This window comes from Streptomyces sp. URMC 124 (genome assembly GCF_051386455.1).
GTDB lineage: Bacteria > Actinomycetota > Actinomycetes > Streptomycetales > Streptomycetaceae > Streptomyces.
Genome location: NZ_JBPQTS010000103.1, coordinates 14,613 through 27,116, shown reverse-complemented (window position 1 = coordinate 27,116; position 12,504 = coordinate 14,613). Strand labels below are relative to the sequence as shown.

Below are 12,504 nucleotides of genomic sequence, written 5' to 3'. Positions count from 1 at the left end.
GAGGGAGCAGCGGAAACGGCCTCGCGCACGGAGAACCCGGACGACTCGGATGACCCGGACGCCGCCCCCGCCCCCGCATTGCTGCGATACAGACGCACCCAAGGCAGCGTCTTCCGCTTCCACGCCGCCTGGGCGACGTGGATGAAGACGCAGGCGCGGTAGTCATCAACGGCTTCAGTCGCCGCGCCCGGCGGGGCGACCGCGTCGGCGATGTCGGCGACCCATTCCGCGGTGCGCGACCACCATTCGGCCTGGGCGGCCGAGGTCTTGGGGTAGTCGGCGACGCGCTTCTTCAGTTCGGTGCCGTGCTCCGGCCACACCGCGGTCGCCGCGCGCGAGCGGAACGCGCAGCGGTGCCGGCAGCCCTCGCAGTCGGCGAAGGGGGCGAGGGCCGCGTCGACGCCCGGGGTCGTGGCGGCGAAGGCGCGGAAGCGGTCGGCCAGTTCCGCGTTGCCGGCCAGTGGCGCCCGCGCGATCCCGCTCTCCGCGGCCGCCTCGGCCCGTACGTTCGGCACCCGGATGAGGGCCGGGCGGTCGATGCCGTCGTGGTGGGCGAAGGCCTGGAACGGTTCCAGGGACGAGGCGAACCGCTCCTGGTCGGGGGAGAACCGCATCGTTCCGCCGATCAGTTCCCGGTCCGTGGCGGACGGCAGGCGGTGCATGACCTTCAGGTTGGTGTTCTTGTACGCGTCCTCGATCAGCTTCTCGGGGACCTGCTCGACGATCACCAGGCCTTCCCCGTACTTGCGGTTCTCGGCGAGCGTGTTGGCGAAGGCCTGGGCCGCCCGCGCCTGCGCGTTGCCTTCCTTGCCGTCCCCGCCGGAGGCGACGGGCCGCCCGAGCAGCCGGTGGGCCTCCTCGATGACGGTGACGTGGGCCAGGCCGTCTCCCCGCCGGGTCGCCTTGTAGTGCTCCGTCATGGTCTGCAGGATCAGCGCGGTGACGAGGGACTGCTCCTTCTCGTTGTCGCCGACGCCGGCCAGTTCGATGACGACCGGCCGGTTGAGGAGCTCCTCGATCGGGTACGAGCGCGCGCAGTCCAGCGTGCTGCCGCAGGCGCCCTCCGCGAGGGACTCGGCCCGCAGCCTGGACGCGGCGATGATGTTGTCCTTGACCTCGCCGGAGTACCCGAGCTGGTCGCACTCCTTGCGCATCTCGGCGATGAAGTCGCGGAGGGTGGGCCACGCCCCGTCGTGGGCGGGCGTGGAGACGTCGGTGGGGACGATGCCCTTCCGCGCGTACGTGTTGCGCAGGGCCTTGTTGTAGATGGCCGGCAGGGGGTCCCAGAGGCCGAACGCCGCGTCGAAGCAGGCGAGCAGTCCGGCGGTGTGGGCGCTGATCCGGACCCCGTGCGGCACCTCGAAGGGGTTCAGCCGGAACGGTGCCGTGTTCTCGTCGCCGACGGTGAGGACGAGGAGGTCCTCGAAGCCGGGGCGGGTGGCGAGCCAGCGGTAGTCGTCGAGCTCGGAGTTGACCGGTTCCAGCACGAGGAACGGCACCTTGTGGTCCCGCCAGAGCTGCTGGCAGAAGGCCAGGGTCGTGTTGGTCTTGCCCGAGCCGGTCGTCCCGACGAACAGCGCGTGCCGGGAGAGGGACCCCAGCTCCACGCCGAGCGGCCCGGCCGGTGCGCCGTGCACCAGCTGCCGGCCGAGTTCGATGGCGGGCCCTTGCGGCCGGTAGTCGGTTTCCAGGGCCATGTCGGGCCTGCGGACGGGGAAGCCCGTCATGTGCCCGTGCACGGCGAGGGGAAGCCGCAGCGCCGCACCGGCCTCCCGCGCGTCGACCAGCTCGGAGAGCAGGCGCAGCGGCGGCGACAGCGGTTCGGGCAGCTGCCAGCGCTGGTCGCCGCCCCAGCGGGCGTGTTCCAGCGTCGTGATCCCGGTCCACGCCGCCGCCAGCTCCGGCGGCGCCGGCCGTACGGTGACGTGGGCCGGGCCGGTGAAGGTCTCCGTCAGTGCGGTGCCCTGGGCGGCCCGTTCCGGCGGCGAGACCGTGGCGCCGACGAGCTCGGCGAGGGATTCGGGAAGCGGGTTCGGGGAGGCGAGCGCGATGCGGATGCGGAAGGCGCGGTCGGTGTAGCGGCGCGCGGCGTCCGCGTACACCTTCGCAGCGTCCACGGCGAAGTTGTCCGGGGAGAGCTGCGTCGCCGGGCCCCACAGGCCCTCCGGCAACTGTCCCGGCGTCCCCAGGCGCCCGTAGTGCGTGGCGATCTGGTGCAGCATCGGCCCGAGGTCGTCGGGCACCCGGTACGGTTCGATGCCGACCGTCAGCATGAGCGGGTACGGGTGTGCCGCGAGCGCCTGCCACAGCGCGTCCCAGGGCGGCGCCGCCGCGGTGAACGGCTGCGGGGCGAGGTAGTACTGCACGCCCGCGTCGGGCCGGTTGGGCAGGCCCGTCCGGTAGCGCTTACGGATCTCGGCCAGGCCGGCCGGGTCGGGAGTGAACGGCGTGAGCCACCGCGCCACTTCCGCCGCGTCCTCGACCGGCGCGGTGTGCACGTGGTGCGGCAGCTGCGCCAGCCGGTCGCGGAGCGCGAGAGCCGCCGTGACAGCGGACTGCTGTGCCGCGGCCGGGTCGTGCGGACTGTCGCCGCGCACCCGGGCCAGCAGCGCGCACGAGATCCTGCGTTCGGCCGGGTCCGTCAGATAGCGCAGCTCGATGCGCGCGTCGTGGTGGGTGTCCCACTGGCCCGCCAGCCAGGCCGCCTCCGCGGCGACGGCCTTGATCCGGCGCTCGTCCTCCGAGAGGTCGGCGTACTCCCTGGTCTCGGTGAGGTCGGCGGCGGCCTCGATGCGAACGGCCGCCCAGGCCCACACCGACGTGCCGTCGCCGACGGTCAGGACGCCCGGCGGGGGCGTCCTGTCGCTCTGCTGGTCCATGGTGCTCAGCTGGTCCACGGGGAGGCGGGGCCGTGGCCGCCGGGCACGGGCGGAGCCGGCGGCGCGGGCTGCGGTCCCGGCTGCGGTACGACGGGCGGTCCGGCCTGGGGCACGGGCGGGGCCGGCGGCGCGGCGGGCACGACCGGCGGCGTCGGCACGACCGGCGGCGCGGGCGGGGCCGGCGGGCCGGCGGGGCCCTGGCCGGGCGCGGTCATGATCGGGAGGTCCTGCCCGAAGGTCGAGGCGATGGGCACCTCGATGCCCTGGACCGCGATCTCCACGCCTTCCCGGACCGCCGAGTGCACGGCCTCGCGCATGGCACGCGGCCGCTCGGTGCGCAGCATCTGGTTGACGTCACCGGTGCGGCCCATGAACCCGCCGACGAGGTCCTTGAAGTACGTGCCGATGATCCGCCACCCGCGGCGCATGCGCCACATCGTCCAGCCCATGTAGAGGCTGGTGCCGTACGCGAAGACGGACACGTAGGCCACGTAGCGGCCGTTGCTGACGACCAGCCGGTTGCTGACCACCTCCGGCTGCAGGATGTCGCTGCGGATGCGGGACGGCACGGCCGTCACCGGGATCCGCCGGCGGGACAGCGCGCCGTAGATCGCCGCGTAGGCGGAGGGGGACGCCTGGGCCTTGTCCTCCAGCAGCGTCCGCCACTCCGAGACGGGCTCGGTGAAGGAGGAGAAGAGCAGGACGACCCAGAAGACGATGAACGACAGGATTCCGCCCGTGCTGATGGCGCCGCCGGCCTCTTCGAAGTCCCAGTCGTTCGTCAGCAGGCCGAACAGGGCGAAGAACAGCCACACCAAGGTTGCGGTGAAGGCCGCGGTCGCCCAGAGGCCGATGACCGTCCGGAGCGTGACCGACTCGTCGAAGCTCAGCTCGACCCGCTGGTACTTCAGGGTCTGGTTCCGGTAGGAGCCGTTGGGGCCTGCGGATTCCGAGGCCGCCCAGCCGCCCGGTCCGGGGCTGCCGCCGCCCGGATAAGTGCTCATGTCGTACTCCGCATCGAGGCCTGACGTGTCGTGACGCGTCCGAGGTGTCCGACGTGTCCGGCGTGTCTGGCGTAGAAAGGCCGTTGATCGTTTGGCACGGCAACTTATCGGAATTTCATGCCGGGTAGACCGGCCCGCCGGGAACGGGGTGGGCAAAAGCCCTGAAACCCCGTCAGCAGCGGACCGGCTGGCCGCTCTGGCGGATGATCGTGTCGGCGGACATCCAGCCCGCGCTCTTCGTCCCGTCGATGCGGACGTAGAGCCACTTGTGGCCGTAGGAGTTCTCGACGGAGCAGTGGAACCAGAGCTTCGTGCCGCTCTTCGCCGCCGCCACGGAGCCGCAGACCTTGTAGGGCCCGTTGAGGACGTGGCGGTCGCCGGTGACGTAGCCGTACGTGCCCGGCTTCGGGTCGTGGTGGTTCCAGCCGCTGCAGGTCGTCGGCACCGTGGGTTTCGCCGACGAGGCGCTCGGCTTGGCCGAGGGAGACGCGGAGGGAGACGGCGAGCCGGACGGCTTCGCGGTGGAGGCGCTCGCGGACGGGGAAGCTCCCGGGGAGTGCAGGCCGGTGGCCACACCGCCCTCGTTCGGCTGCTCGCCCACCGACGGCGAGGCGGGGGCCTCCGGCGCCGCCGCCCGGGGCTCGTCGTCCTTCTTGCCGCCGCCACTGCCGCTGCCGGTCAGGGCGTACGTGACGCCGCCGCCCGCGAGCACGACGAGGGCGGCCGCCGCCGCGATGAGGGCCCGGCTGCGGCGCCGTCCCCGGTCGGCGGCGGGGGCGCGGCCCGCGGACGATCCGCCGGAGCCCGGTTGCGGAGGCTGCGGAGATGGCATCGGCTGCGGCGACGGCGACGGCGACGGCTGCGCGTGCAGCGGGCCGGGCGCCGGATAGCCGCCGGCGTAAGGATTCTGCGGCGAGGCGGAGGGCTGAGCGAAGGGGGAAGGCTGCGGCGACGGCTGGGGCGACGGCTGGGGGAGAGGCCCCGTGAACGACGGCGCCGCACCGAACCCGGCCTGCGGCCCCGCACCGAACCCGGCCTGCGGCCCCGGCCCCGGCGCCGGAGCCGGCGGCCTGAGGTTCGCCGTGGACGTGTCCGCCTTCCCGCCCACGTTCCCGCCCACGTTCCCGTCCGCGCTCCCGCCCGCGGCGATACGTTCCAGCATCTCGCGCGCCTGGTCGGCGCTCGGCCGGTGCTCCGGCTCCTTCGCCATCAGCGCCTGCAGCACGGGCCCGAGCGCCCCCGCCCGCCGCGGCTCCGGCAGCGGATCGGTGACGATCGCCGACAGCGTGGACCACACGGACGTCCGGCGGAACGGCGACGTGCCTTCCACGGCCGCGTACAGCGTCATGCCCAGCGACCAGATGTCCGACGCGGGGCCGGGCTCCTTGCCCTGCGCACGCTCCGGGGGCAAGTAGTCGAGGGAGCCGACGAGCTGACCGCTCTGGGTGAGCTTGGCCATGGCCTCGTCGCCGGAAGCTTCCATGCTGGCGATGCCGAAGTCGGTGAGCACAACTCTCCCCCAGCCTCCGGCCGGGGGGACCCCCATCTCGCTTCGCTCGCCGTGCTCCAGCAGCACATTGCCCGGCTTGACGTCCCGGTGCAGCACGCCGGCCCGGTGCGCCGCGTCGAGCGCGTCCATCAGCTTGGCGCCGATCGCCGCCGCCTCGTGCGGCTCCAGCGGGCCGCGCTCGGTCAGCACGTCGTCCAGCGAGGGCCCGTCGACGAGCTCCATGACGATGACCGGCAGGCCCTGTTCCTCGGTCACGTCGTGGACGGTGACCACGCCGCCGTGCCGGATGCGGGCGGCGGCCTGCGCCTCGCGCTGCATCCGGGTCCGCAGGTCGAAGAGTTCGGCTTCGGAGGAGTCGGTGAAGGCCCGCAGGACCTTGACGGCGACCTCCCGGTTGAGCAGTTCGTCCACCGCGCGGGCGACGACTCCCATGCCGCCGCGGCCGATCGTGGCGGTCACCCGGTAACGGCCGCCGAGGACCTTGCCCACCAGCTCGTCGCCGCTTGCTTCCCCCGCCGTCACCACGCGCTCCGTTCCGTCAGTCCGTCAGTGCTGGCCTGCCGGCCACCGCGTCCGGCGGCCCAGGGTAAACAAACAAGGCCCAGGTCTTTGACCTGGGCCTTCCTTACCTCTTATGAGAGCGGGTGACGAGAATCGAACTCGCGCTCTGAGCTTGGGAAGCTCATGTTCTACCATTAAACTACACCCGCGAGGGCGCCTGTTTTGTGGGCGCCTCATCGTTGCACACTCTACCCCATCGAAGGCCCCCGGTGCACTCACCGTGTGGGCCTTCCTGCTGTGTGTGGAGAGTGTGGGGCCGGTGGGGATGCCTGCGTGGGGTCCGGGAGTTGGGGCGTACCGTGGGGCGGCGGAAGCCGGTGGGGGCTGCCGGGAGTGCCGCGTAGGAGCGAGTCCTATACATCCCCTAATGTGGCTTTTGTCTTTCACGTGAATGGGGAAAGGGAGCTCTATGGAGCGCACCGTCGTTCGTTGTGCCGAAGGGCACGTCTTCAGCACCGCTTCGTTCCCGATGCAGCACCTCGGACCCGACCGGATCGGCCCGGGGCGGCTCCTGCGCTGCCCGCGCTGCGCCCGGCTGCGGCACTCCGTCCCGGTGGCCCTGCAGAAGCGCTGAGCGGGCGCCGGCCGGACGGTGATCAAGCGGCGCGGGCCCGGTCCGCTCGGACCGGGCCCGCGTTGTCCGTCTTCTCCGCGTATCCTCGACCCGTGCTTCTCTCAGACAAGGACATCCGGACCGAGATCGACGCAGGCCGCGTGCGGATCGACCCGTTCGACGAATCGATGGTGCAGCCGTCGAGCATCGACGTGCGGCTCGACCGCTACTTCCGGGTGTTCGAGAACCACCGGTACCCCCACATCGACCCCGCGGTCGAACAGGCGGACCTCACCCGCGAGGTGATTCCGGAGGGCGACGAGGCGTTCATCCTGCACCCCGGTGAGTTCGTGCTCGCCTCGACGTACGAGGTCATCACGCTCCCCGGCGACATCGCCTCGCGACTGGAGGGCAAGTCCAGCCTGGGCCGGCTCGGCCTGCTGACGCACTCGACGGCCGGCTTCATCGACCCCGGTTTCTCCGGGCACGTGACGCTGGAGCTGTCGAACATGGCCACGCTGCCGATCAAGCTGTGGCCGGGGATGAAGATCGGGCAGCTGTGCATGTTCCGCCTGACCTCGCCCGTCGAGCATCCTTACGGGTCCGCGAAGCACGGTTCCCGCTACCAGGGACAGCGTGGGCCCACGCCCTCGCGGTCCTTCCAGAATTTCCACCGCACCCAGGTCTGAGCAGAGCAAAAGGCGAAGAGCAACAGTGAGTGAGATCCGCGAGAACCTGACCTACCCGATCTTCGGGGAGGCCATCCGTGAGCTGGCGCAGACCATCGCGGACGACGGCTACGAGCCGGACATCATCCTGTCCATCGCGCGTGGCGGCGTCTTCGTCGCGGGCGGTCTCGCCTACGCGCTGGACTGCAAGAACATCCACCTGGTGAACGTCGAGTTCTACACCGGCGTCGGCACCACGCTCGAGATGCCCGTCATGCTCTCGCCCGTCCCGAACGCGATCGACTTCTCCAACAAGAAGGTCCTCATCGCCGACGACGTCGCGGACACCGGCAAGACGCTCAAGCTCGTCCACGACTTCTGCCTCGAGCACGTCGCCGAGGTGCGCAGCGCCGTGATCTACGAGAAGAGCCACTCGCTCGTGAAGTGCGAGTACGTCTGGAAGAAGACGGACGAGTGGATCAACTTCCCGTGGTCCGTCGAGCCGCCGGTCGTGCGTCGTGAGGGCCAGGTCCTCGACGCCTGATCGCAGCCGCAGCGAGGCGAAGCGAGAAGAGCCCCGGTCCCCGCCGTCTCGGCGGGACCGGGGCTCTTCGCTTGCGCGCTTCCGGCGCCTTGCGCCGGCTAGAGCGTCCCCAGCTTCACGATCGACAGCAGCGCGATCAGCTGGATCGCCGACGCGCCCAGCGCCCGCGGCCACGGGATGTCGTGCGACTTGCTGACCATGGACGTGAGCAGGTAGCCCGCCAGCAGCCATGTCGCCCAGCCCAGCACCTGCACCAGCAGGTTGTCGCCGCCGAGGAACATGGCGAAGAGCAGGCGGGGCGCGTCCGTGATCGCCATGATCAGCATCGACAGGCCGACCGTCGGCTGCCACAGGCCGTCGCCGCCGAGCTGGCGGGCCAGCGTGTGGGTGACCGCGCCCAGCAGCAGTCCGGCGAGCACCATGACCACGCCGGTGATCAGGACCGACGGCAGGCTGTTGGCGAGCGAGGCGTTGAGGACGTCCTCGCGGGCCTTGTCGAAGCCGAAGACGGCGAGCAGGCCGTAGACGAACGTGACGATCAGGGCCGGGATCCACACGGCGTGGTCGCGCATCTGCCAGAAGGTGGCGGACGGGCGCATCACTATGCCCGTCAGCAGCTGCTTCCACGGCAGGCGCGGGCCCGGGGGCGGGGCGGGCGCGTTGTTGTACGGGTCCTGACCGCCGTACGGGTCCTGGCCGCCGTAGCCGCCCTGCCCGCCCTGGCCGTACGGGTCCTGCCCGCCGCCGTAGGCGTCGGGGGCCTCGCCGAGGCTGAACTGGCGGGTGTGGCCGGCGTCGTCGGGGCCGTGGCCGCCCTGCCCGTAGTACGGGTCCGGGCCGGGGCCCTGCCCCTGGTGGTAGCCGCCCCCGTGGCCGCCCTGGCCATGGCCGCCGCCCTGCCCGTAACCGCCCTGGCCGTACGGCTGGTGGCCTGGACCGGGGCCGTGGCCCTGCGGGCCGCCACCGGCGCCGAAGTACTCCGGCTCGCCGTACGGCGGGGGCTGCTGCTGCCACTGGCCGCCGCCCGCGCCACTGCCGCCGGCGTAGCCGCCCTGGCCGCCCTGCGGGGCGCGGTACTGCCCCGGGCGCTGTCCTTGCTGCGCGGGGCCGGGGTCGTTCGAGCCCTGTCCGCGTCCCATCCTGAATCCAGCCACGCTTCGAACGTACCCGCTCCGTGAGAGTGCCGAGACGGGCCGTGGAGAACGGGCCCGCCATTGCGGCCGAGCTGTGACATCCCCTAAGGGAAATATCGGGGGTTGGCGAGCCGTCCGCCGTCACGGCCGCACCTGCCGCGCCCGCCGCATCCGCCGTCTCAGCCGCGCCTCACCACCGCGTAGATCGGCGAGAAGATCATGCCACCGACGAGGGCCCAGCCGCCCGCCTGCAGGAGGGCCTGCGCGGTGCCCGAGGGGTCCTCGCCGTTCAGCGCCGGCGTGCAGCCGTAGGCCACCAGGACCGCGACGGCGGCGTGCACCGACTGCATGACCGGCGACCACGGGAGCGCGCGCAGGGTGGTGCCGCCGATGCCCAGGGAGAAGAGCAGCACCCAGGGGAGCAGGCACAGCCCGACGATCAGGGCGATGGCGTTGACGATGCTGCCCTCCAGGTTCGGCTGCCACTTCCCGGCCGCCATCCGGTGCAGCTTCTCCGCCCTGCCCAGGTACGCGCCGAGCGAGGGGTCGTCGGGCGCCCACATGGCCGTGAGCAGGCCGCCCTCGCGGACGGGGTCGTGGTAGGTCGTCCTGCCGGTGGCGAGCTTCACCGGGCTGCCCGGGACCGTCACCTTCAGCTCGTAGACGTAGCCGCGGACGAGCTCGGGATTGTCGTCGTCGTACTGCTTGTCCAGCAGGTGCGCCTCCGCGACGGTCGCGACGACGACCTCGGCGCCGGCGTGCTGGATGGCGGTCTGCCGGCTGTTGGAGCCCGGCATGCCGTGCAGGCCGAGGGCGGTGAGGCAGGCGGCGAGGGCGAGCGCCGAGAAGGACAGCTGCCGCGCCTTGGACAGGCCAGCGGAGCCGAAGGTGTCCGGCACGGGCCGGAAGCGGCTCTGCTGGACGCGGCGTGCCGCCCGCCGCCCCGTCTCCGTCTCCAGGACGGCCTTGACGTCCTCGCGCTCCCTGCGCAGCCCGTACCAGCGCCGCACCCACAGCAGCACGGCCCGCTGGACCCACGCGGCCGCCGCCGTCCAGACGCAGATGAGGACCCCGGTGTGGGGCGCGGGCTGGTAGTCGATGCCCAGTGCCCAGACGCACGCCGCGACGACGGCGGCGTAGGTCAGGATCGCGCTCGCGCGCGCGGCCTGCGTCAGCGCGTTCTGCATGACACGCGCTCCCCCCTGATTCACTTCCCGGTCGGTCCTGCTTGATTCCCCACGACCAAGTGGATCATGAAAAGGCAGCGGCCGGTGCCCGCGGACCGTCGCGGGCACCGGCCGTGCGTCCTTGCGGAGCGGCCTACTTCACCGGCTCCGGATCGGGCTTCGGCGCGCCGGCGGGCTCGCCGTCGCCGCCGTTGCCCTCGTCACCGTTGCCGTCCTCCTCGGGGGCGGCGGGCGTCTTGACGGACTCCAGCAGCAGCTGGGCGACGTCGACGACCTGGACGGACTCCTTGGCCTTGCCGTCGTTCTTCTTGCCGTTGACCGAGTCGGTCAGCATGACGAGGCAGAAGGGGCAGGCGGTGGAGACGATGTCCGGGTTGAGGGACAGGGCCTCGTCGACGCGCTCGTTGTTGATGCGCTTGCCGATCCGCTCCTCCATCCACATGCGCGCGCCGCCGGCGCCGCAGCAGAAGCCGCGCTCCTTGTGGCGGTGCATCTCCTCGTTCCGCAGGCCCGGCACCTTGGCGATGATCTCGCGCGGCGGCGTGTAGACCTTGTTGTGGCGGCCCAGGTAGCAGGGGTCGTGGTAGGTGATCAGACCCTCGACCGGGGTGACGGGGACGAGCTTGCCCTCATCGACGAGGTGCTGCAGCAGCTGCGTGTGGTGGATGACCTCGTACTCGCCGCCGAGCTGCGGGTACTCGTTGGCGATGGTGTTGAAGCAGTGCGGGCAGGTCGCGACGATCTTCTTCTTCGACTTCTCGACCTTGACGCCCTCTTCGGCGTCCTCGCCGAAGGCCATGTTCAGCATCTCGACGTTCTGCTGGCCGAGCTGCTGGAAGAGGAACTCGTTGCCCAGGCGGCGGGGGGAGTCACCGGTGCAGTTCTCCTCGCCGCCCATGATCGCGAACTTCACGCCCGCCATGTGCAGCAGCTCCGCGAAGGCCTTCGTGGTCTTCTTGGCGCGGTCCTCCAGGGCGCCGGCGCAGCCGACCCAGTAGAGGTAGTCGACCTCGGTGAGGTCCTCGATGTCCTTGCCGACGACCGGGACCTCGAAGTCGACCTCCTTGGTCCACTGCAGGCGCTGCTTCTTCGGCAGGCCCCAGGGGTTGCCCTTCTTCTCCAGGTTCTTGAGCATCGTGCCCGCCTCGGACGGGAAGGAGCTCTCGATCATCACCTGGTAGCGGCGCATGTCGACGATGTGGTCGACGTGCTCGATGTCGACCGGGCACTGCTCGACGCAGGCGCCGCACGTGGTGCAGGACCACAGGACGTCCGGGTCGATGACGCCGTTCTCCTCCAGCGTGCCGATCAGCGGGCGCTCGGCCTCGGCCAGCGCCGCCGCCGGGACGTCCTTCAGCTGCTCCTCGGTCGCCTTCTCCTCGCCCTCCGCATCCTTGCCGCCGCCGGCGAGCAGGTACGGAGCCTTGGCGTGCGCGTGGTCGCGCAGCGCCATGATCAGCAGCTTGGGGGAGAGGGGCTTGCCGGTGTTCCAGGCGGGGCACTGCGACTGGCAGCGGCCGCACTCGGTGCAGGTGGAGAAGTCGAGCAGGCCCTTCCAGGAGAACTCCTCGACCTTCGAGACGCCGAAGGTGTCGTCCTCGCCCGGGTCCTCGAAGTCGATCGGCTTGCCGCCGCTCGTCATCGGCTGCAGCGCGCCGAGCGCCACGTCGCCGGAGGCCTCGCGCTTGAACCAGATGTTCGGGAACGCGAGGAAGCGGTGCCAGGCCACGCCCATGTCGGTCTTCAGGGCGACCGTGATCATCCAGATGAAGGACGTCGCGATCTTCAGGCCCGCGAAGAAGTAGGTGAGGTTCTGGAGCGTCGAGACGTCCATCCCCTCCAGCCATGAGACGACCGGGTACGAGACGAAGAACGAGGCCTCGTAGCCGTCCACGTGGTGCTGGGCGCCCTCGAGCGCGTGCAGCATGAAGATGCAGACGCCGACGATGAGGATGACGGCCTCGACGAAGTACGCCTGGCCGGTGTTGGAGCCGGCGAAGCGGGACTTGCGGCCCGGCTTGCCCGGCCGGTTCAGCTGCCGGATGACGATGAGCGTCAGGATGCCCAGCGCGGTCATCGTGCCGAGGAACTCGACGAAGACGTTGTACGGGGCCCAGTCGCCGATGACGGGCAGCAGCCAGTCGGCCTTGAAGAGCTGGCCGATGGCGTTGACGATCGTCAGCAGCAGCGAGAAGAAGCCCACCGCCACGAACCAGTGCGCCACACCGACGATGCCCCAGCGGTTCATCCGGGTGTGGCCCAGGAACTCCTTGGCCACGGTGACGGTGCGCTGCACGGGCTCGCCGGTCCGGGTGCCGGCGGGTACGGGCTGACCGAGCCGCATGAAGCGGTAGATCTGCACGATGGCACGGCCGAACAGCGCTACGCCGACCGCGATTAGGACCAGCGACACGATGATCGCGGCGAGTTGCATGGGAGCGGCTCCTCGAACCTGCGAGAGCGGG

At 71.2% G+C, this 12,504-nt stretch carries 9 protein-coding genes and 1 tRNA gene; 3 read left to right on the top strand and 7 right to left on the bottom strand.

The window, feature by feature from the left end; genetic code table 11:
* The 4 genes from ACSNOG_RS21160 to ACSNOG_RS21145 form a co-directional block, all read right to left on the bottom strand.
* Positions 1 to 2,897: ATP-binding protein (locus tag ACSNOG_RS21160; protein ID WP_436754248.1), on the bottom strand; the 2,897-nt coding region annotated here is incomplete at its 3' end.
* On the bottom strand, positions 2,885 to 3,883 hold the full coding sequence (locus ACSNOG_RS21155) for a hypothetical protein (protein WP_436754247.1): 999 nt from the start codon (positions 3,881 to 3,883) through the stop codon (positions 2,885 to 2,887). The genes ACSNOG_RS21160 and ACSNOG_RS21155, both read right to left, overlap by 13 nt.
* A gap of 172 nt (positions 3,884 to 4,055) precedes the next feature.
* Positions 4,056 to 5,915, bottom strand: a complete 1,860-nt coding sequence (locus ACSNOG_RS21150) for a serine/threonine-protein kinase (RefSeq protein ID WP_436754246.1) — start codon at positions 5,913 to 5,915, stop codon at positions 4,056 to 4,058.
* A gap of 117 nt (positions 5,916 to 6,032) precedes the next feature.
* Positions 6,033 to 6,103 (bottom strand) — tRNA-Gly (locus ACSNOG_RS21145).
* Positions 6,104 to 6,363: 260 nt separating this feature from the next.
* Between ACSNOG_RS21145 and ACSNOG_RS21140 the strand changes: the two genes are divergently transcribed.
* The 3 genes from ACSNOG_RS21140 (at position 6,364) to ACSNOG_RS21130 (ending at position 7,719) form a co-directional block, all read left to right on the top strand.
* Positions 6,364 to 6,528, top strand: coding sequence for a hypothetical protein (locus tag ACSNOG_RS21140; RefSeq protein WP_173864874.1), 165 nt, complete (start codon positions 6,364 to 6,366; stop codon positions 6,526 to 6,528).
* A 92-nt stretch (positions 6,529 to 6,620) separates the two neighbouring features.
* Complete coding sequence (dcd, locus tag ACSNOG_RS21135) at positions 6,621 to 7,196, top strand: dCTP deaminase (RefSeq protein WP_436754245.1); 576 nt, start codon at positions 6,621 to 6,623, stop codon at positions 7,194 to 7,196.
* 25 nt (positions 7,197 to 7,221) lie between these two features.
* On the top strand, positions 7,222 to 7,719 hold the full coding sequence (locus ACSNOG_RS21130; RefSeq protein WP_058047473.1) for a phosphoribosyltransferase: 498 nt from the start codon (positions 7,222 to 7,224) through the stop codon (positions 7,717 to 7,719).
* Between the two features lie 98 nt (positions 7,720 to 7,817).
* Here the strand turns inward: ACSNOG_RS21130 and ACSNOG_RS21125 are convergent, their stop codons facing one another.
* The 3 genes from ACSNOG_RS21125 to ACSNOG_RS21115 form a co-directional block, all read right to left on the bottom strand.
* Positions 7,818 to 8,858: a Yip1 family protein gene (locus tag ACSNOG_RS21125; RefSeq protein WP_436754244.1), complete on the bottom strand. Its 1,041-nt coding sequence runs from the start codon at positions 8,856 to 8,858 to the stop codon at positions 7,818 to 7,820.
* Positions 8,859 to 9,031: 173 nt separating this feature from the next.
* On the bottom strand, positions 9,032 to 10,039 hold the full coding sequence (locus tag ACSNOG_RS21120; protein ID WP_436754243.1) for a hypothetical protein: 1,008 nt from the start codon (positions 10,037 to 10,039) through the stop codon (positions 9,032 to 9,034).
* Between the two features lie 133 nt (positions 10,040 to 10,172).
* Positions 10,173 to 12,473, bottom strand: a complete 2,301-nt coding sequence (locus tag ACSNOG_RS21115; protein WP_436754242.1) for a (Fe-S)-binding protein — start codon at positions 12,471 to 12,473, stop codon at positions 10,173 to 10,175.
* Between the last annotated feature and the right edge of the window lie 31 nt (positions 12,474 to 12,504).